At 73.5% G+C, this 18,934-nt stretch carries 21 protein-coding genes and 1 other RNA gene; 11 read left to right on the top strand and 11 right to left on the bottom strand.

Annotated features, from left to right (window positions below):
- Positions 1-13 precede the first annotated feature (13 nt).
- Together rnpB and AB0O53_RS35945 are read left to right on the top strand one after the other, a co-directional pair.
- An RNA gene (rnpB, locus tag AB0O53_RS35950) (RNase P RNA component class A) lies at positions 14-415 on the top strand.
- Positions 416-513: 98 nt separating this feature from the next.
- Positions 514-720, top strand: coding sequence for a hypothetical protein (locus AB0O53_RS35945; protein ID WP_365201272.1), 207 nt, complete (start codon positions 514-516; stop codon positions 718-720).
- 525 nt (positions 721-1,245) lie between these two features.
- On the opposite strand, the gene AB0O53_RS35940 is transcribed toward AB0O53_RS35945, so the two are convergent.
- The 3 genes from AB0O53_RS35940 to AB0O53_RS35930 are packed head-to-tail and all read right to left on the bottom strand — an operon-like array spanning position 1,246 to position 4,129.
- On the bottom strand, positions 1,246-2,532 hold the full coding sequence (locus AB0O53_RS35940) for a bifunctional RNase H/acid phosphatase (protein WP_351000448.1): 1,287 nt from the start codon (positions 2,530-2,532) through the stop codon (positions 1,246-1,248).
- The gene (locus AB0O53_RS35935) at positions 2,532-3,275 is read right to left on the bottom strand and encodes a zinc ribbon domain-containing protein (RefSeq protein WP_351000482.1); all 744 of its coding nucleotides are present in this window, start codon (positions 3,273-3,275) and stop codon (positions 2,532-2,534) included. The genes AB0O53_RS35940 and AB0O53_RS35935 overlap by 1 nt, the downstream gene beginning before the upstream one ends.
- Positions 3,272-4,129, bottom strand: a complete 858-nt coding sequence (locus AB0O53_RS35930) for a Nif3-like dinuclear metal center hexameric protein (RefSeq protein WP_351000446.1) — start codon at positions 4,127-4,129, stop codon at positions 3,272-3,274. Before AB0O53_RS35930 ends, AB0O53_RS35935 begins: the two co-directional genes overlap by 4 nt.
- Positions 4,130-4,408: 279 nt before the next feature.
- On the opposite strand from AB0O53_RS35930, the gene AB0O53_RS35925 reads away from it, so the two are divergent.
- Complete coding sequence (locus tag AB0O53_RS35925; RefSeq protein ID WP_351000443.1) at positions 4,409-5,488, top strand: hypothetical protein; 1,080 nt, start codon at positions 4,409-4,411, stop codon at positions 5,486-5,488.
- A 76-nt stretch (positions 5,489-5,564) separates the two neighbouring features.
- On the opposite strand, the gene AB0O53_RS35920 is transcribed toward AB0O53_RS35925, so the two are convergent.
- From AB0O53_RS35920 to AB0O53_RS35910, 3 genes are read right to left on the bottom strand one after another with little or no spacing between them, the layout of a single operon-like run.
- The gene (locus AB0O53_RS35920) at positions 5,565-6,506 is read right to left on the bottom strand and encodes a 3-oxoacyl-ACP reductase (protein WP_365201268.1); all 942 of its coding nucleotides are present in this window, start codon (positions 6,504-6,506) and stop codon (positions 5,565-5,567) included.
- Positions 6,507-6,557: 51 nt separating this feature from the next.
- Positions 6,558-7,634: a Zn-dependent alcohol dehydrogenase gene (locus tag AB0O53_RS35915; RefSeq protein ID WP_351000438.1), complete on the bottom strand. Its 1,077-nt coding sequence runs from the start codon at positions 7,632-7,634 to the stop codon at positions 6,558-6,560.
- Between the two features lie 21 nt (positions 7,635-7,655).
- Positions 7,656-8,510, bottom strand: coding sequence for a MaoC/PaaZ C-terminal domain-containing protein (locus AB0O53_RS35910; protein ID WP_351000436.1), 855 nt, complete (start codon positions 8,508-8,510; stop codon positions 7,656-7,658).
- Between the two features lie 217 nt (positions 8,511-8,727).
- Here AB0O53_RS35910 and AB0O53_RS35905 point away from each other — a divergent pair, with 217 nt between their 5' ends.
- From AB0O53_RS35905 to AB0O53_RS35885, 5 genes are all read left to right on the top strand, one after another.
- Positions 8,728-9,081: a response regulator gene (locus AB0O53_RS35905; RefSeq protein ID WP_351000479.1), complete on the top strand. Its 354-nt coding sequence runs from the start codon at positions 8,728-8,730 to the stop codon at positions 9,079-9,081.
- A gap of 157 nt (positions 9,082-9,238) precedes the next feature.
- Positions 9,239-9,784 (top strand): RNA polymerase sigma factor, encoded by a 546-nt coding sequence (locus AB0O53_RS35900; RefSeq protein WP_351000433.1) that lies wholly within the window; start codon positions 9,239-9,241, stop codon positions 9,782-9,784.
- Positions 9,771-10,055, top strand: a complete 285-nt coding sequence (locus AB0O53_RS35895) for a hypothetical protein (protein ID WP_351000431.1) — start codon at positions 9,771-9,773, stop codon at positions 10,053-10,055. Before AB0O53_RS35900 ends, AB0O53_RS35895 begins: the two co-directional genes overlap by 14 nt.
- A 133-nt stretch (positions 10,056-10,188) precedes the next feature.
- Entirely contained in the window at positions 10,189-10,617 is a 429-nt protein-coding gene (locus tag AB0O53_RS35890) for a hypothetical protein (RefSeq protein ID WP_351000428.1), read from the top strand.
- 214 nt (positions 10,618-10,831) lie between these two features.
- Complete coding sequence (locus tag AB0O53_RS35885) at positions 10,832-11,206, top strand: hypothetical protein (RefSeq protein WP_351000425.1); 375 nt, start codon at positions 10,832-10,834, stop codon at positions 11,204-11,206.
- A 74-nt stretch (positions 11,207-11,280) separates the two neighbouring features.
- Here the strand turns inward: AB0O53_RS35885 and AB0O53_RS35880 are convergent, their stop codons facing one another.
- Both AB0O53_RS35880 and AB0O53_RS35875 read right to left on the bottom strand, forming a co-directional pair.
- A complete protein-coding gene (locus tag AB0O53_RS35880; protein WP_351000423.1) occupies positions 11,281-12,471 on the bottom strand; it encodes a lipid-transfer protein in 1,191 nt (396 codons plus the stop codon).
- 15 nt (positions 12,472-12,486) lie between these two features.
- Positions 12,487-14,619 (bottom strand): acyl-CoA dehydrogenase family protein, encoded by a 2,133-nt coding sequence (locus AB0O53_RS35875; protein ID WP_365201261.1) that lies wholly within the window; start codon positions 14,617-14,619, stop codon positions 12,487-12,489.
- Positions 14,620-14,809: 190 nt separating this feature from the next.
- On the opposite strand from AB0O53_RS35875, the gene AB0O53_RS35870 reads away from it, so the two are divergent.
- The 3 genes from AB0O53_RS35870 to AB0O53_RS35860 all read left to right on the top strand — a co-directional run bounded on the left by AB0O53_RS35870 (position 14,810) and on the right by AB0O53_RS35860 (position 16,141).
- Positions 14,810-15,235, top strand: a complete 426-nt coding sequence (locus AB0O53_RS35870) for a DUF4259 domain-containing protein (RefSeq protein ID WP_365201258.1) — start codon at positions 14,810-14,812, stop codon at positions 15,233-15,235.
- Positions 15,236-15,281: 46 nt separating this feature from the next.
- Entirely contained in the window at positions 15,282-15,686 is a 405-nt protein-coding gene (locus AB0O53_RS35865) for a hypothetical protein (RefSeq protein ID WP_365201255.1), read from the top strand.
- Positions 15,687-15,799: 113 nt separating this feature from the next.
- Positions 15,800-16,141: a hypothetical protein gene (locus AB0O53_RS35860; RefSeq protein WP_365201252.1), complete on the top strand. Its 342-nt coding sequence runs from the start codon at positions 15,800-15,802 to the stop codon at positions 16,139-16,141.
- 20 nt (positions 16,142-16,161) lie between these two features.
- Here AB0O53_RS35860 and AB0O53_RS35855 read toward each other — a convergent pair whose 3' ends face one another.
- Genes AB0O53_RS35855 through AB0O53_RS35845 form a run of 3 tightly spaced genes read right to left on the bottom strand, consistent with a single transcriptional unit; the run spans position 16,162 to position 18,822 of the window.
- Positions 16,162-17,823, bottom strand: coding sequence for a serine/threonine-protein kinase (locus tag AB0O53_RS35855; RefSeq protein WP_365201249.1), 1,662 nt, complete (start codon positions 17,821-17,823; stop codon positions 16,162-16,164).
- Entirely contained in the window at positions 17,820-18,014 is a 195-nt protein-coding gene (locus AB0O53_RS35850) for a DUF397 domain-containing protein (protein WP_365201246.1), read from the bottom strand. The genes AB0O53_RS35855 and AB0O53_RS35850 overlap by 4 nt, the downstream gene beginning before the upstream one ends.
- Entirely contained in the window at positions 17,974-18,822 is an 849-nt protein-coding gene (locus AB0O53_RS35845) for a helix-turn-helix domain-containing protein (protein ID WP_365201244.1), read from the bottom strand. The genes AB0O53_RS35850 and AB0O53_RS35845 overlap by 41 nt, the downstream gene beginning before the upstream one ends.
- Between the last annotated feature and the right edge of the window lie 112 nt (positions 18,823-18,934).

Below are 18,934 nucleotides of genomic sequence, written 5' to 3'. Positions count from 1 at the left end.
TCGCCACGGCAGACGAGTCGGCCGGGCGGCCGCGTCGGGATCTCCGGATCCCGCCGAGGAACGTCCGGGCTCCACAGGGCAGGGTGGTGGGTAACGCCCACCCGGGGTGACCCGCGGGACAGTGCCACAGAAAACAGACCGCCGGGGGCTTCGGCCCCCGGTAAGGGTGAAACGGTGGTGTAAGAGACCACCAGCGCCTGGGGTGACCCAGGCGGCTAGGTAAACCCCACCCGGAGCAAGGTCAAGAGGATCCGTCCCCGGACGGGTCTGCGCGAACGCTTGAGGGCTGCCCGCCCGAGTTCGCGGGTAGACCGCACGAGGCCGGCGGCAACGCCGGTCCTAGATGGATGGCCGTCTCCCCGGCGACCGCGAGGTCACCGGGTGACAGAACCCGGCGTACAGGCCGACTCGTCTGCCGCTTCCACTCCCGTTCGGGGGTAGCGGTCCCCTCTCCCCGGTCCGGGGGCTTTTGCGTAGCATCGGTGCCCCGGCAGAGACATGAGGTGGGCGGACATGAGCGTCATACTCCTGCTGCTCGTGGCCGCCGCCGTCGGCGGTGCCGCGTGCGTGGTGTGGGCGGAACGCGGCGGACCCCGCTGGGTCCGCATCGTGGCGAGCGTGACGGTGGGCATCGCCTCGCTCGTACGCGGCGCGCAGAAGAGCGGCCGCCGTTCCGCCGGCGGCAGCAGCAGCTGGAACAGCGACAGCAGCGACGACTAGCGGGCCGGCTCCCGCCGGGGGCGGCCGGGGTTTCCGCGGGGCGGGATGGGTCGGGTGGGGCGGTGCCCCGGCGGAGTGTCTCCTCGGCTCGGCGCGTGCGGGTACCTCGCGGCCAGGCGGCCGTGGTCGCGCGCTCGTCCTGCGGGGACACTCCGCCGTGTCCCCACCCCACACCACTGCTCCGGCGCTCCCGGAACCGGGCCCGTACGGCTGGAGCGGGGACGGTGAGGGGTGTCCCCGCAGGACGAGGCGCGACCACCGGGTACAGCCGAGAAGTGGCCGCACGCGCCGAGCCGAGGAGATACCCCTCGGCGGCCCCGCGACCCACCCGCACGGGGGTGGGTTTTCGCCCGCACTGCGATGCCACGGACCGGCCCGGACACTGCTCGGCCCCGGCGAGGGGAACGGCTCGGCCCCGGCCAGGGGAACGGCTCGGCCCCGGCCAGGGGAACGGCTCGGCCCCGGCGAGGGGAACGGCTCGGCCCCCTGCCAAGGGATCGGCGGGGCGGGGTCTTTCGGCCGGGCCTACCGCAGGTGCCCGGTGTCGTTCAGGAGGCGGACCGACGCGTTGCCGTCCGCGTAGTAGGCCACCGCCGAGAGGGAGGCGGCCGAGAGCTCCATCCGGAACAGGGACTCCGGCGGGGCCCCCAGGGCGAGGCGGACCAGGATCTTGACCGGCGTCACGTGGGTGACCAGCAGGACGGTGCGGCCCGCGTGCTCGGCCAGCAGCCGGTCGCGGGTCGCCGAGATCCGCCGGGTGGCGGCCGCGAAGCTCTCCCCGCCGCCGGTGGGGGCGGCCTTCGGGGAGTCCAGCCAGGCCTGCAGGTCCTCCGGGAACCGCTCCCGCACCTCGGCGAAGGTCAGGCCCTCCCAGGCACCGAAGTCCACCTCGCGCAGGCCCTGTTCGACGGTCACGTCGAGGCCGAGACGGTCGGCGACGGCCCGCGCGGTCTCGCGGCAGCGCAGCAGCGGGGAGCTGATGACCGTCTGGACGGTGCCGCGGGCGGCGAGCGCCTCGGCGACGGCCGCCGCCTGGCGCCGACCGGCCGGGGACAGTTCGGGGTCGCTCCCCCCGCTTCCGGAGAACCGCTTCTGCGGGGTGAGCGCGGTCTCGCCGTGGCGCAGCAGCACGAAGGTGGCCGGCGCGCCCATGTCGGGGCCCCAGCCCTGGCCCTGTACCGCCGCGGGGGTGGCCGGGTCGGGCGCCGGTGCCGGCACCGGTACCTCCGACGCGACCGGTGCGCCGGTGGCGGCCGCGCCGCGGGACGCGGCCAGGGCGGCGCGCGCGGCCGCGGCACCCGCGGCGGCGTCCCCGGGCGGGCCCGACGGCGGCGAGGTGGACAGCGCCCGGGCCGCGGACGCGTCGAGGGCGGCCGAGGAGGCCGACGGCTCCCACTGCTCGCCGCGCTTGCCCGCGTCCATCGCCTCGTTGGCGAGCCGGTCCGCGTGCTTGTTGCGCTCGCGCGGGATCCACTCGTACGTCACCTGCGCGCGCGGCAGGATCCGCGCGGCCTCGGCCGCGAGCGGCTTCATGTCCGGGTGCTTGATCTTCCAGCGGCCCGACATCTGCTCGACGACGAGCTTGGAGTCCATCCGGACCAGGACCTCGGCGTCCGGCGCGAGGTCACGGGCCGCCGCCAGGCCGGCGATCAGCCCCTTGTACTCCGCCACGTTGTTCGTCGCGACGCCGATGAACTCGGCGCGCTCGGCCAGCGTCTCGCCCGAGGCCGGGTCGAGGACGACGGCGCCGTAGCCGGCCGGCCCCGGGTTGCCCCGGGACCCGCCGTCCGCCTCGACGACAAAACGCGGCATCAGATGCCCGAGTCGGCCGTACGGACCAGGATGCGGCCGCAGTTCTCGTGACGGACGACCTGGTCGCGGGCCGCGGCCTTGATCTCGTTGACCTCGGCCATGTCGAGCTCCAGCCGGCAGCCCTCGCAGCGGCGCTGGTAGAGGCGCGCGGCGCCGACCCCGCCCTGCTTGACGCGGATCTTCTCGTACAGGGCCATCAGGTCGGCCGGCATGGAGGTGACGATCACCTCGCGGTCCTTGGTGACCTTGGCGACCTCGGCGTCGATCTCGGCGGTGGCCGCGTCACGGCGGGTGGTGGCGTCGGCGGCCTTGGCCTCCAGGGCGGAGACGCGCCCGGTCAGCTCGGTGACGCGCTCCTGCGCGGCCTCCAGGCGCTCCATGACCTCCAGGACCACGTCCTCCAGGTCGCCCTGGCGCTTGGCGAGGGAGACGACCTCGCTCTGCAGGTTCGCCAGGTCCCGGGCCGAGATGCCCGCGCCGGAGTCCAGCCGCTGCTGGTCGCGGACCGCGCGCTGGCGCACCTGGTCGACGTCCTGCTCCGCCTTGGTCTGCTCGCGCGCCGTGTCGGTCGCCTGCGTCTGGGCGGCGACCAGCAGGTCGCGCTGCTGCGCCAGGTCCTTGGTGAGCGTGTCGACCTCGGCGTGCTCGGGCAGCGACTTGCGCTTGTGGGCGAGCTGAGACAGCCGGACGTCCAGTGCCTGGACGTCGAGAAGTCGGATCTGGTCGGCGGGCTCGGCGTTCAGTTGGGGGCTCCAGAGATAGAAGGGGAGGGTACGGACGGCGCGTGCACCGTCCACGGGTCGGTGACCGTGCGCGAGACGTGGGTGCGCAGACCCCAGCCGTGGCGCTCGGAGATCGCGTCGAGCTGTGCGGCGGCCTGCTCGCACCAGGGCCACTCGGTGGCCCAGTGGGCCGCGTCGACGAGGGCCAGCGGGCTCTGCTCGCGGGCCTCGGACACCGGGTGGTGGCGCAGGTCGGCCGTCACGAAGGCGTCCACGCCGGAGGCGCGGACCTCGGCGAAGAGGCTGTCGCCGGAGCCGCCGCTGACGGCGACGCGCCGGATCATCGCGTCCGGGTCGCCGGCGACGCGGATGCCCTGGGCGGTCGGCGGCAGCCAGGCCGCGCAGCGGGCCGCGAACTCGCGCAGGGTCTCGGGGCGGTCCAGTTCGCAGATCCGGCCGAGGCCGCGGCGGCCGTCCGGGTCGCTCGGGTCCGGCACCAGCGGACCGGTGATCCGCAGGTCCAGGGCGCCGGCGAGGGCGTCGGAGACGCCCGGGTCGGCGGTGTCGGCGTTGGTGTGCGCGACGTGCAGCGCGATGTCGTTCTTGATCAGCGTGTGGACGACGCGGCCCTTGAAGGTGCCGGCCTCGACCGTGGTGGTACCCCGCAGGTAGAGGGGGTGGTGGGTGACGATCAGGTCGGCACCCAGGTCCACGGCTTCGTCGGCGATCTCCTGGACGGGGTCCACGGCGAACAGGACCCGGCCGACCTCGGCGTCGGGGTCGCCGCATACGGTTCCGACCGCGTCCCACTGCTCGGCCCGCGAGGGGGGCCAGAGAGCGTCCAGCGCGGCGATGACTTCAGAGAGACGGGGCACGGGCCAAGGCTACCGTCCGTGGCGCCCGGCCCGGTCAGCGCCGGTACCGGCGAACCCGCCCGCCCGCCGCCCGGCCGCTGCCCGGCCGCTGCCCGTCCGCCGTCCTCGGAACGTCCGCCGGAGGTCGGCCGGGCCTGCCTTTCGATGCCTCACAGCACAATTACACCGCCCATCACAGACGAATCGCCGCCCGGACACCCTTACGTGTGAAGCCGCCTTGGTCGTGTTGTTCGGCGGGAATCCCGAAAACTAGCTTCCTCACCGGAGGTGACGGCCCGGATGACTGTCTGTGCCATCGAGATGACGACCACGGCCCCGTTCACGATCTCCGCGGACGGGTCGTACGCCGCCCGGCTCGCCGGGGAAGGCGAGGCGCGCTACGCGGAACGCTGGACCCTCGCCGGCCCCGAGCCGTACGCGGTGCCGCTGCCCCTCGCTCAGCCCGAGGAGGCCGACAGCGAGCTCCTCCCGCTGGCCGACGGGCGCGTGCTGATCCACCGGCGGGTCGCGGACCGCCACGCCTTCGCCCTGCTCTACCCGACGGGCGCCGCGGCCGGGCCGCGCACCGGGGAGCTCCAGCTGGGCGGAGTGGAGGCGGAGGAGGGCGTACGGGTCCACCTGCTCCCGCCGGCCCCGGACGGCTCGGCCGCCTTCGCGGTGGCCGCGTCGGACGGCGAAACCACGCTGTGGCAGGTGGCCGGGTGCGCGTCCGGGCCGCAGCGGGTGGCCCGGATCCCGGGGCGCTGCTCGGGCGGTGTGTGGCTGGACCGGTCGGGCCGGCTGCTGGCGCTGGACCGCGAGCTGGACGGCACCGTCAAGGCCGTCGCCGTGGACCTGGGTCGCGGCGGGGAGGTCTCCCCGCTGCTCCAGATCACCGAGGACAGCAATGACCGGCTGCTGCTGGCCGAGCCGGACAGCGGGCTGCTGCTGATCCGCTCCGACGCCCCGGGCGAACCGCGCCTGGGCTGGGGGGTGCTGGGCAGCTCGCGTCCGGTCCGCTTCCCGGAGTGCCTGCGGCTCGGGGAGGCGCTGCCCTTCGCGGTGCAGCCGGGCCAGGCCCTGATGCCGGAGACCTGCGGGGTGGCGTTGTGGCTGCCGGAGGGGGACATCGGCCTGTGGCGCCCTGCCGACCGGCACCTCTTCCGGCTGGCCGCTCCGGCGGGGTGGCTCGGCGGTGCGGGGATGTGGAGCCCGCAGGGCCGGCTGCACCTGCCGTGCACGACGGCGGAGGTGCCCTGCGGGATCGTCGGGATGAACCTTCCTGCTCCCCCTCCCCCGCCGGTCCACCTGGACCCGCCGCCCGCGCCGTCGCCGCGCCCGGTCCCCCTCCAGCAGGCCCCCCTGGCGGGGCGGCAGTAGCGGTCGGTCGGGCAGCGGCCGGGCAGCGGTTCGAGGCAGCGGCCGAGCAGCGGTTCGGCGGCTGCCCGGCCGCGGCTCAGCCGTGCTTGAGGCCGAGGACCTCCGGCGCGGCGAAGGTCTCGTTCGCCGGGCGGGAGTCGTAGTGCGGGGTGAGGACCCCGTCGAGCTCCTCGTAGGAGAAGGACTCCTTGGCCGTGTCGAACTTGGCGGCCACCCTGGGGCGTTCCATGACGACGACGATGCCGCCGTGCACGACGAAGAGCTGCCCGTTGGCCTTGGCGGAGGCGGGTGAGGCCAGGTAGCCGACGAGCGGGGCGACGTGCTCGGGTGCGAGGGCGTCCAGCCTGCCGTCCTCGGGGACCTCGAAGCCGGCGAAGACGTCCTCCGTCATCCGGGTGCGGGCGCGCGGGCAGATGGCGTTGGCCGTCACCCCGTACTTGGCCAGGGCCAGGGCGGTCGAGGTCGTCAGGCCCACGATGCCGCCCTTGGCCGCGGCGTAGTTCGGCTGGCCGGCGGAGCCGCCGAGGAAGGCCTCGGAGGAGGTGTTGACGATCCGGCCGTAGACCGGGCCGCCGGCCGCCTTGGACCGTTCGCGCCAGTGGCCGGACGCGAAGTGGGTGGTGTTGAAGTGGCCCTTGAGGTGGACCCGGATCACCGAGTCCCACTCCTCCTCCGACATCGAGAAGATCATCCGGTCGCGCAGGATGCCCGCGTTGTTGACCAGGACGTCGAGCTTGCCGTACGTGTCCACCGCCAGCGCGACCAGCTCGCGCGCCTGCTCGAAGTCGGCCACGTCGCCGAGGTGGGCGACGGCCTGCCCGCCCGCGGCGCGGATCTCCTGCGCCACCTCCTGCGCGGGGGCGGCCGAGGCCTCCCCCGAGCCGTCCCGGCCGGGCTGGCCGAAGTCGTTGACGACCACGCTCGCACCCAGCCGTGCGAGTTCGATCGCCTCGGCCCGGCCGAGCCCGCGGCCCGCCCCCGTAACGATGGCGGCGAGTCCCTCAAGTGGCAGTGACATCCGTACGGTTCCCCTCGGAGATCGGATCTGCGGAACGGGTCGGTGATCGGGTCAGAGCTCGATGCAGGTGCGCAGGGCGACGCCGGTGCGCATCTGGTCGAGGGCGTCGTTGACCTCGGCCAGGCTCACCCGGTGCGTGATCAGGTTCGACAGGTCGATGCGGCCGGCCCGCCACAGGGCGATGGTGCGCTCGTAGGAGCGGAGCACGTCGCCGCCGCCGTACATCGACGGCAGGATCTTCTTCTCGTCGAAGAACAGCGAGAACATGTTGATCTGGAAGTTGTCGTCGAGGGCGCCGGCGCCGACCACGACGACGGAGCCGCCGCGCCGCGTCATCTCGTAGGCCTTCTGGGCGGTCGCGGACTTGCCGACGACCTCGAAGACGTAGTCGAAGCCCTCGCCGCCGGTGATCCGGTTCTTGGCGTCGGCGAACTCCTCGGGGGAGACCGCCTCGGTGGCGCCGAAGCGCAGGGCCGCCTCGCGGCGGGACGCGACCGGGTCGACGGCGATGATCTGGGCCGCGCCCTGCACCTTGGCGCCCTGGATGACGGAGATGCCGACGCCTCCGCAGCCGATGACGGCCACCGAGGAACCCGCCTCCACCTTCGCGGTGTTGATGGCCGCGCCGAGGCCCGTGGTGACGCCGCAGCCGATCAGTGCGGCGATGTCGAAGGGGAGGTCGTCGGGGATCGGGATCGCGCAGGCGGCGGGGACGACCATCTCCTCGGAGAAGGTGCCGGTGCCCGCGAAGCCGAAGATGTCGCTGGACGCTCGCCTGAAGTTGGGGGTGGCGACGTTCCCGAAGGCCTCCAGGCACAGGTGTCCCTGGCCGCGCCGGCAGGAGGGACAGTGGCCGCACGGCGGCAGCCAGCAGACCAGGACGCGGTCGCCGATCCTGTGGCCGGTGACCCCGTCGCCGACGTCGGTGATCACGCCGGATCCCTCGTGGCCCGGGATGAAGGGGGCGGGCTGCGGCAGGACGCCGCTCATCGCGGAGAGGTCCGAGTGGCACAGTCCGGTGGCCTTGACACGGATCCGGACCTTGCCGGGGCCGAAGCCCACGGCCTCCATGTCGTCGACGACTTCCAGCTTGTCCTGGCCGATCTCGCTCTGCAGTGCTGCGCGCACGGTGCGGCTCCTTAGTGGGTGCTACGAGTGTTCGACGACGGTGTCGGCGAGGACCGGCGCGTCGTCCCGTTCGACGGCGGTCACCGACGCCAGGACGCGGCCGGGCTCCTGCCACATCCGGATGCGCAGCGTCTCGCCCGGGAAGACGATCCCGGCGAAGCGCGTGCGGTAGGCACGGACGCGGGAGACGTCCCCGCCGAGGGCCGTGTCGACGACGGCCTTGAGGGTCATCCCGTACGAGCACAGGCCGTGCAGGATCGGCTGGTCGAAGCCGGCCATCTTGGCGAACTCCGGGTCGGCGTGCAGGGGGTTCCAGTCGCCGGAGAGGCGGTAGAGGAGGGCCTGGTCCTCGCGGATGTGCCGCTCCTCGACCCGGTCGGGTTCGCGCCCGGGGAGCTCCTCCTTGGCGGAGGGGCCGCGCTCGCCGCCGAAGCCGCCCTCGCCCCGTACGAAGATCTGCGCGTCGCTGGTCCACAGCGGCCCGTCGGCGTCGGCGACCTCGGAGCGCAGCACGATCACGGCGGCCTTGCCCTTGTCGTAGACGGCGGCGACCTTGGAGCTGGAGGTGGCCCGCCCCTTGACGGGGATGGGCCGGTGCAGCTCGATGGAGTGGCCGCCGTGCAGGACGTGGGCGAGGTTGACCTCGATGCCGGGCTGGCCGAGGCCGCCGAGCATGGCCATGCCGGCTCCGGCGACGGTCGCGAAGCTGGGCAGGACGTGCAGCTTGGATTCGAGGGTGTAGCGCAGCTCGTCGGGGTCGGTGGCCGGCAGGCCCGCGCCGAGGCCGAGGTGGTAGAGCTGGATGTCCTTGTGGTCCCAGCCGATGTCCCCCTGGCGGGGGTCTGCGGCGAGGGCCCTGGCGGCATCGATCGGCATGAGGATGCGGCTCCCTGTCGTCGGTGTGGCGGGAAAATCGCTGCCCTGGAAGACCTCGGCGCGGCCGTCCGCACCGTCGGCCGCACCGAGGTCGTCTGCGGGGCGGCCGGTTCTAGAACGCGTTCTAGGCTCGGCCGGTGAGGGAATGTATAACGCACGCCCCCGCACTTGGGAAGACTCTTGACTCCCCGTCAGATAGGCTTTCCCGGTGGAAGAAATGCCCGTGGAACACCGCCGGACCCGCACCCTGCGGGTCCTCCTGGAGCCGCAGAATCCGGCCCTGGCCCTCCAGCTCGGACTCCAGCCGGACATCGACGTCGTACGGGACGCGGCGGCCCGCCCCGAGGTGGCCCTGGTGGACGACCTCGCGGCGGTGACCGCCCTGCTGGAGGACGATCCGGAGTGCCGGATCCTGCTCCTGACGGGCTCGGCGCGCCCCGGTCTGCGGGAGGCCGCGCTCGCCGCCGGCGCGGCGGGCCTGATCGTCCGGGACGGCCGGGTGGAGGACCTCGCGGACGCGATCCGCCGGGCCTCGACGGGCGAGACGGTGGTCGATCCGGCCCTGGGGTGAATCCTTTCGGGGCGCCCGTGCCTCTTGTGTATGTTGCCGACGCGGAGGTCGGCACCTGACCTGGAGGTTGTCGTGATCACTGTTCTCGTCGTCGCCGGCGCGGCCGTCCTGCTCTGCGCGTGCACCGTCGCCGTCCTGCGCAAGCGGGGCCGGGCCCGTGGCTGACCGTACGGACTGGCCGGGCGAGGCGCTGGTCGTCGCCGCGCAGGCCGGTGACCTCGATTCGCTCACCGCGCTGGTCGCCGGGTCGCATCCGAACGTACGCCGCTTCGCGCACTCCCTGTGCGCGTCGCGCGAGGACGCCGAGGACGCGGCCCAGGAGGCGCTGATCATCCTGTACCGCAGGATCGGCATGCTCAGGGCGTCCGGGGCGCTGGCGTCGTGGATGTTCCGCATCGTCCGCAACGAGTGCCTGCGCCGCGCCCGGCTGATGCCGAGGGAGCGGGCCCCGCTGCCGGACACGGCCGTCATGTCCGCCGAGGACGAGGTGCTGCGCCGGCTGGAGGCGGGGCGGGTCGCGGAGGCCATCGCCGCGCTGCCGGCGGACCAGCGGCATGTGCTGATCATGCGGGACGTCCAGGGGCACAGCGGGCGAACCGCCGCCGAGGCCCTGGGCCTGAGCACCGCCGCGATGAAGTCGCGGCTCCACCGCGCCCGCGCGGCGCTCCAGCACACCCTGGGAGACACCCGTGCCCACCACTGACACCGCGGCCCCCTCCCCTTCCGGCTTCGCGAGCGCGTCCGTGCCGCGGCACCTGGCGCGGGGTGCGGTGGGCTTCGGCTCCCTGATCGCGGCCTTCGCCCTCATCCCGGTCTTCGGCCCGGCCACCCTGCTCCTGGCACCGGTCGGTGTGGTCGCGCTGCGCGGCTGCCCGATGTGCTGGGCGATCGGCCTGGCCGAGACCGTCTCCCGGGGCCGACTCCGCCGCGAGTGCACGGACGGGCGGTGCGAACTGAAACCGGCGTCCCGCTGACCCCGGCCCGGTACGGCCCGGTACGGACCCGACCGTTCGTTCCGGGCCGGAGATTGACGGATTCCGCCGCAGCGCCCGCGCCCGTACTGGACCAGGATGAGGCTCCTTCATCCGGTTCGTGGAGAGGTCCGTCATGCGCTTGTCCGCCCTGCCCGCCGCCGCCGCGCTCGTCCTCGCGACTCTTGCCTCGGGCGCGGCTCCTGCCGCCGCCGACACCCCGGCCGACCCGGTCCTCCAAGTCGACCTGGAGGCCGGCAAGGGCCGCCACCACAACACCGGGACGGTGCTGTACGAGCGCGTCGACGGCGCGGTGAACGCGGCCAGGATCAAGGCGGTGACGATCCACAGCGGCGAGCTCGACTGTGCCTGGGTGCAGTGGAACAACCCGCACAACCCGGACGGCTGGTCCAACCTGACCACCGAGCCCTCCTGCAACGGCACCGGCCTGGGCGAGTACCCCGGCATCATCATCGAGGCCCCGGTCGGACACCCCCTCAAGGTGCGCCTGGTAGCCGACCACCCCGGCTCGGACGTCGTGCACAAGGACATCCAGAAGCTCTGACCCGGCAGTCCTCGATGCGCCCGGGCGGGCTGTCCGCCGGCGCGCGCCCGTGGACTGTTTGCGGTAACGACAATCGTTTCTGCGGTGAACATGCGGACGGTCATGGAGTGGGAGTTCGGACGGGCGCACGGGCTGGGATTGGGTGGATGAGGCGGGTCCGCACGGGCGTGCGTGACCCGCTCTCCCTTTCCGGTTCGAGTGAAAGCAGATCTCCGTGCTGAAGAAGACGTTCGTAGCCGCCGCAGCCGTCGTGATGGTGTTCGGGGGTGCGGGTCTGGCGCAGGCTGATGATGTGGTGCGTGTCGTGGAGGGCGCGGAGGTCACCATTCCGCCGGCCGCCGGCGGCTACCCGGGTCGGGCGGCGGCGGTGGCCGAGTGTCCCGCTGGCGAGACCCGGACGGGTGGCGGCGCCATCGTGACCGCGGGCAACTCCTACGCAGACCGCTACCACTTGACGTCCAGTGCGCCGATCAGCGGGGAACGCTGGTGGGCGTTCGCGACGAACTCCGACCCGAGCAACCCGGGAACCCTGAAGGCCTACGCGATCTGCGCGAAGGTGGTCAAGAACCCGACCCTCACCACGCCCTGACCTGAAACACCCGGCCCGGTTCCGGGCCCCGTGCGTCCCGCTCACCGGAGCAGGACGCACGGCCCTCGCACGGCTCAGCCCCGGCGCAGTAGCGTGACGACCGCCGCGCCGCCCAGGCCGATGTTGTGCGCGAGGCCGACGCGGGCGCCCTCGACCTGCCGGGCGCCCGCCTCGCCCCGCAGCTGCCAGACCAGTTCCGCCGCCTGCGCCAGCCCCGTCGCACCCAGCGGGTGGCCCTTGGAGATGAGCCCGCCCGAGGGGTTGACCACCCACCGGCCCCCGTACGTCGTGGCCCCGCTCTCCACCAGCTTGCCCGCGGCCCCGTCCTCGCACATGCCCAGCGCCTCGTACGTCAGCAGCTCGTTGATCGAGAAGCAATCGTGCAGCTCCACCACGTCCACGTCCTCGATGCCGAGCCCGGACGCCTCGTACGCCTGCCGGGCCGCCGCCGCGCTCATCGGCTTGCCGACGACGTCGATGCAGGAGCCCGACGCGAACGACTCCTGCGTGTCCGTCGCCATCGCCTGCCCGACGATCTCCACCGCCTTGCCGTGCAGGCCGTGCGCGACGAGGAACCGCTCCGACACCACCAGGGCCGCCGCCGCGCCGTCCGAGGTCGGCGAGCACTGGAGTTTGGTCAGCGGTGCGTGGATCTCCTTCGCCGCGAGGATCTCCTCCACCGAGTAGACGTCCTGGAACTGCGCGTTCGGGTTGTTCGCCGAGTGCTGGTGGTTCTTCGCGCCGACCGCCGCCAGCTGCGCGGGGGTGGTCCCGTGGCGCTCCATGTGCTCCCGCGCCGCGTTGCCGAAGATCTGCGCCGTGGGCGGGGACATCTCGAAGCCGTGCCCGGCCGCCATGATCCCGTAGTGCCGGGCCACCGGGGACGTCTTGAAGTCCCCGCCGTCGGCCCCGCCCCCCAGCGCGCCGCGCTTCATCTTCTCGAAGCCCAGCGCCAGCACGCAGTCGCTCAGCCCGCCCTCCACGAACTGCCGCGCCATCATCAGCGCCGTCGATCCCGTCGCGCAGTTGTTGTTGACGTTGTAGACCGGCACCCCGGAGAGCCCCAGCTCGTACGCCGCGCGCTGGCCGGCCGTGGAGGCCTGGAAGCAGTAGCCCACCGGCACCTGCTGCACCAGCCCGTAGTCCACGCCCGCGTCCGCGAGCGCCGCGGACCCGGCCTCCTTCGCCATGTCCCAGTACTGCCAGTCCCGCGACTCGGGCTTCTCGAACTTGGTCATGCCCACGCCCACGATGTACGACTTCATGCCCCTGGTGTCCCTTCAGTCCCTCGGGAGGCCGAGAATCCGCTCGGCGACGACGTTGAGCTGGACCTGCGTGGTGCCCCCGGCGATGGTCAGGCAGCGGGACATGAGCATCCCGTGCACCGCCCGCTCCCCCGCCCCCTCCCGCACCGCGCCCGCCGGCCCGAGCAGTTCGAGCGCGAGCTCGGCGATCCGCTGCTGGTGCGGGGTCTGGACGAGCTTGCGCACGGATGCGCCCGCGCCCGGCTCCAGCCCCGACACCTGCTGGAGCGTGGTGCGCAGCCCGATGCAGGCCAGGGCGTGCGCCTCGGCGGCCAGCGCGCCGATCCGGGCCCGGTGGGCGCCGTCGAGGTCGGCGGCCCGGGCGAGGAGGGCCTCCAGGCCGGTGTCGAAGGTCATCTGGTCGGCCATGTGCACCCGTTCGTTGCCGAGGGTGTTGCGGGCCACCTTCCAGCCTTCGTCGGCCGCGCCGACCAGCGCGTCCGCCGGGAGTTCGACGTCGTCGAGGTACACCTCGTTGAAGAGGGCCTCGCCGGTGATCTCCTTCAGGGGCCGGATGTCGATGCCGGGGGTGTGCTTCATGTCGACGACGAAGTAGCCGAGACCCTTGTGCTTGGGCGCCGCCGGGTCCGTGCGGGCCAGCAGGATCCCGAAGTCGGCGCTGTGCGCGGAACTCGTCCACACCTTCTGCCCGTTGACCAGCCAGGAGCCGTCCTCCCGCCGCTCGGCCCGGGTCCGCAGCGAGGCCAGGTCGGATCCGGCGCCCGGCTCGGAGAAGAGCTGGCACCAGGTGATCTCCCCGCGCAGGGTGGGGAGTACGTAGGCGTCGCGCTGCGCCTGCGTCCCGTAGGCCAGCAGGGAGGGCACGATCCAGGTGGCGATGCCGAGGTCGGAGACCTTCACCCCGGCGGCGGCGAGTTCCTGCTGGACGACGAGCTGCTCGACCGGCCCGGCGCCCAGCCCGTAGGGCGGCGGCAGGTGGGGCGCCGCGTAGCCGGTGGGGGCCAGGATGCGCCGTGCGGCGGCCGGGTCGAGTCCGCGCGCGTCCTCGATGGCGGCGCGCGCCTTCGCGCGGTGCGCCTCGGCCCGCGCCGGCAGCTCCAGGCGCAGCTCGCGCCGGGCCCCGCCGGCCGCGCAGCGCACGGCCCGTACGCGGTGCCCGTCGCCGGGGCCGAGGAGCTGGCGGGCGACGATCGCCCGCCGCAGGTGGATGTGGGCGTCGTGCTCCCAGGTGAAGCCGATCCCGCCGAGGATCTGGATGCAGTCCTTGGCGCAGGAGTACGCGGCGTCCAGGGCCGTCCCGGCGGCGAGGGCCGCGACGAGCGAGCGCACGTCGGCGGGCTCGTCCATGGCTTGAGCCGCGTCCCAGGCCAGGGCCCGGGCCTGTTCCAGCCGGACGAGCATGTCGGCGCACAGGTGCTTGACGCCCTGGAACCGCCCGATGGGCCGACCGAACTGCTCGCGCACCTTGGCGTACTCGGCGGCCGTGTGCAGGGCCCGGGCGGCGGTGCCGCAGGCGTCGGCGGCGAACAGCGTGCAGGCGAGGTCGCGGACCAGGGCCGCGTCGAGCTCCAGCAGCCGACCGGCGGGCACGGCCGCGCCGCGCGCCCGCACCTCGGCGGTGGGACGGGTCGGGTCGGCGCTGTCGTGCGTACGGATGTCCAGCGCTGCGGCGTCCACCGCGAACCAGCGGGTCCCGTGCGCGGCCTCCGCGGCGAGCAGCACGAGGTCGGCCTCGCCCGCGCCGAGCACGGGCGGCGCGAGCCCGTCGAGCAGGTGCCCGCCGCCCTCGGTGGCCACGGCGGTCAGGGTCCCCGGCCCCAGCGCGACCGCCCCGACCCGGCCGGCGAGGGGCTCGGCCCCGGCCCGGTCCAGCAGTACGGAGGCCAGCGCGCTCGGCAGGTACGCGCCCGGCAGCGCGGCCCGGGCCGCCTCCTCGACGACGACGGCCAGGTCGAGCAGGGTCCCGCCCTCCAGGTGCGGCTCCAGGAGCCCCGACTCCGCCAGAGCGTCCCAGTAGCCGGGCCGCACCCCGGTCCGCGGCGGGGAGTCGAGCAGCTTGCGCACCTCTTCGGGAGGCACGGTCCGCGCCACCCAGCCGCGCACCGCCTCGGCCAACTCCCGCTGCTCCTGCGTGATTCCGATGCCCATGCGCGGCAGACTAGAACACGTTCCAATCTGACGGAAGGTCAGATGGGGGTGTTCTTCGCGGCCCCCGCCCGGCGGTCCGCGGTGTCCTGTGCGGTTGCACCAGGGTGCTCGGCTCGAAGAGGGGAGTCGCCGGCTGATGTCAGTGGCAGCTGCCACGATGCCCGGACATCGTCACGATCAGGAGAGACACATGGGCACGTGGGACGTCGGCCCCTTCGACAACGACACCGCGGCGGACTGGTGCGGCGACCTCGACGACGCCTCCCCGGAGGCACGTCAGGGCTTGGTTCGAGACACCCTCGCCCGAGCGGCCGGCACCACCGACCACCTCGACGCGGACGTCGCCGATGAAGCCATCGCCGCAGCCGCCCTGGTCGCCGCGCAATGCCCTGGCGGCGAGCCCGCCCACCCCCGCTACGGACCGGACGAGCCCCTCCCCGACCTCACCGGCCTACGCGCCCTGGCTCGCCAGGCCCTCGACCGCGTCCTCACCGAGCCGTCCGAACTCCTGCAGCTCTGGGCCGAACCGGACGATGGCCCCTGGCAGGCAACGGTCAACCGGCTCCGCAGCACGCTCACGCCCCGGCCGCCGGGAGAACAACTCCGCCCGAGCTGACTCCCCGCGTCAGCGCAACCGCCCGCTCCCCTTCCGGAAGGTACCCATGAGCTGGGACGTTCTCCTCCTCCGCCTGCCCGACGGCACCACCTCGGTGCAGGACATGGCCGGCGGCTGCACCCCGCCCCCACTCGGCCCACAGAAGGACGTCCTCGCGGCCGTGAGCCGGGCCGTCCCCGAAGCCGACCTCTCGGACCCCACCTGGGGCAGCCTCCTCGGACCCACCTGGTCCATGGAACTCAACGTCGGCGAGGAGGACCCCGTGGACTCGATCATGCTCCACATCCGCGGCTCCGGCGACGACGCGCTCACCCCCGTCTTCCGCCTGGCGGACGCCCTCGGTTGCAAGGTGCTGGACTGCTCCTCAGGAGACCTGATCGCTCCCCAGGAGCTCTCAGGCTGGTACGCCTTCCAAGAGTTCCGCGACCGCGTGATCGATCCCTCTCACTGACTCGACGCCACCCTGGCCGCAGGCCGAAAATGCAAAGCCGGCCCGCACAGCTTCGGGCCGGCTGGACCAACGCTTCCTTCCCGCGGTCCTCCACCCCAGAAAGGAACGTCCGCATGACCACCCCCGACTGCCCGCGCTGCGGGCGCGCGCTGACGCCCTTCGCCGTCATGCTCCGCCGCAACCGCTGGGGCGGAGCGGGACCGGCGCCACGCCCCGAGGCGTGGTGGGAGTGCCCCGGGTGCGGCTGGCTCGGCTGCGAGCGCCCCGCGGGCGCACCACCCGCCCCCATGCGGCGGCTGGAGGGCGAGGACGGGGACTGCATGTTCTGCGGCGAGGAACAGTCGAACGTCGCCTCGGAGCCACACCTGCGGGAGGACGGCCTGCTCGGCGACTGGATGGTCTGCCTGGCGTGCGGCACGAGCAACGGCCGACGCCTGGGCCCGCCCTCCCGCTAAGGGTGTCCCGGGGCCGAGTGTCAGCGCGTCGCGGCCCTCAGGGCGGCGCGGGCGACGTCCTTCGCCTTCGTCTCGCAGGCACCCTTGCTGTACGGCTTCGCCCGGAGGCCCACCCAGACGGAGAGGTTGCCCTCCCGCACGGCGAGGACGCAGGTCCAGTCGGCCGTGGCCGACCCCCAGTAGGCCTCCGTGCCGAACCCGAGGCGGGGCGCCTCGCGCTGACCGGCGGCCCCCGCCTGGAAACGCCTCTTCTGCGCCACCGCGTTGACCTCCGCGCTCCCGCCGAGGCTCAGGTCCCACCGCACCAGCGCCTTCGGCGAGACGGCGGTATCGGCGCCCCCGTTGCAGCTCGACTGCACGCCGTCGACGGTCGTGGACCAGCTGTCCGAGGTCGACGGCACCAGCTCCAGGGGCAGTTCCCTGCCCGCCACCTTGCAACTGGGGACGGCCGTGTAGCCGATGGGGGCGTTCATGCGGTCCCGTACGTACAGCGCGGTTCCGGTACCGGCCACGAGGAGGACCCCCGCCGCCACCAGCGCCGCGACCCGGCGGCGCCGGGTCCGGCGCGGACCTCCGGGACGGGTTTCCTGCGGGGGTACCTGTGGGGCGGGCGCCGGTGTGCCCTGCGCGGGCGCCTCGGCCGGAGCGGGCGCGGCCTCCCGAACGTGCGTGGGCGCGGGAGTCGACCCCTGCTCCGGGCCCTGCCCCGGCCCATGCTCCGGCGCGTGCCCGCCGGCCGCCTGGCGGCCGTCCAACAGGCCGTCGATCCGGGCCCGTTGCGCGGCGAGCATCCCGTACACGGCGGACGGCCACTGGCGGCCCGCCGGGGGCACCGGACCGATCAGCTCGTGCAGTTCCGCCGGGGTCGGCCTGGCCTCCGGGTCCTTGGCCAGGCAGCGCGCGACGAGGCCCCGCAGCCCGTCCGGGACCCCGCCGAGGTCCGGTTCGCCGTGCGCCACCTCGTACAGCGTCTTGAGCGTGGAGGTCCCGGCGAAGGGGCTGCGGCCGGTCAGCGCCATGACCAGCACGGACCCGAGGGAGAAGACGTCACTGGCGGGCGTGAGCGGATGCCCCTCCGCCTGCTCGGGCGACATGTACGCGGGCGATCCGATGACGAACCCCGTGCGCGTCAGCCCGGTGTCGCCCTCCGCCTCGCCCTCCGTGGCCCGGGCGATGCCGAGGTCGATGACGCGGACGCCGTCCTCCGCGAGGAGCACGTTGTCGGGCTTGAGGTCCCGGTGGACGAGCCCGGCCCGGTGGATCTCCGCCAGGGCGGACGTCAGGCCCGCGGCGAGACGGCGCACGACGTCCTCGGGCAGCACCCCGCCCGCCTTGACCACGGCCCCGAGGGACGGCCCCGCGACGAAGACGGAGGCCAGCCAGGGCGTCGGCGCGTCCGGATCGGCGTCGATCACGGCGGCCGTGTACGCACCGGACACCTTGCGCGAGGCGGTGACCTCACGGCGGAAACGGGCCCGGAAGCCCTCGTCGTCCGCGAAGTGCGCGAGGACCTGCTTGACGGCGACGAGCCGCCCGTCCGGACCGGCCGCCAGCAGCACCCGCCCCATCCCGCCCTGCCCGAGCACACCGACGACCTCGAACGGCCCGACGTACGCCGGACCCCCCGGCCCCACCTGCTCCATGTCCCCCGCCCCCTGCTCCCCGAGTCGGGAGCGGATCATACCGAGACGGCCCTCACGAACGCCTCGAAAGCGGCGGGCCGGACGGTGAACACGGGCCCCTCGGGGACCTTGGAGTCGCGCACGGCGACGAGGCACGGCTGGACCGCGACCTCGACACAGTCACCGCCGGTGTCACCGCTGTACGAGGACTTACGCCACTTCGCGCCCGTCAGGTGCTGGCTGGTCTCCATAGCGCTCCTCCAATACGCGGGCGATCAGCGCCGCCGAGTCCTCCAGGGAGAGTGCGGCGGCCTGCAAATGATCGTATCGGAGCGAACCCTCCCTGAGAGCTTGCGGATTGGCCGTCATATGGCCCTGCACGAAGTCCTCGGTGTAGGCGATGTCCGGGTCGCTGTCGAACCGCAACAGGTTGAAAGAACCCATCTGTCCGGCGTGGGCGCCCGCCTCGAACGGCAGGATCTGCACCCGCACCCACTCCCGCCCCCGCAGCTCCAGCAAGTGGCCGAGCTGGTTCCGCATGACGTCCCGGCCGCCGATCTCCTGGTGCAGTACGGCCTCGCTCAGCACGACCCACATCAGTGGCGGGTTCTCACGGTCGAGGATCCGCTGCCGCTCCATCCGGGCGGCCACCTTCGCGTCGAGGTCCCCCTCGCTCCGCACGCCCAGCACCGCCCGCGCGTACTCCTCCGTCTGGAGCAGCCCGTAGACCAACTGCGCCTGGAAGGTCGAGATATAGGCCGCCCGCGCCTCCATCTCCGCATACGGCTGGAACCACGTCGGCAGTTGGTGCCGCAGCACCAGCCCCACCAGCCGTGAGAACACCCCGCCCGTGCCCAGCGCCGCGTCCACCCGTTCCGAGAAGTCCCGCGTCGGGACCCTCCGCGTGGTCTCCACCTGGCCGATCAGCGAGCCCGTGCAGAAGACGATGCTGCCGAGCTGCGCCTGGTTGAGGCCCGCGTCCTCTCTCAGGCGGCGCAGTTCGGAGCCGTAGTAGTCCAGCGGTGAGGCGCTGGGATCGAGATCGCGCACGCCGACCATGGACGGTCACCCCCAAGGCAGTTGCCGGTTCCGTGGCCGAGCGTAGCCATCCGCACACCGCCCGGTGGCCCGATTCGTCCGGAACCCCCCGCACGACGTCGATGCCAGCGGC

The organism is Streptomyces erythrochromogenes (assembly GCF_040684695.1).
Classification (GTDB): Bacteria; Actinomycetota; Actinomycetes; order Streptomycetales; family Streptomycetaceae; genus Streptomyces; species Streptomyces erythrochromogenes_C.
The sequence above is the reverse complement of the archived record's forward strand: the minus strand, read 5'-3'. Positions and strand labels throughout refer to the sequence as shown.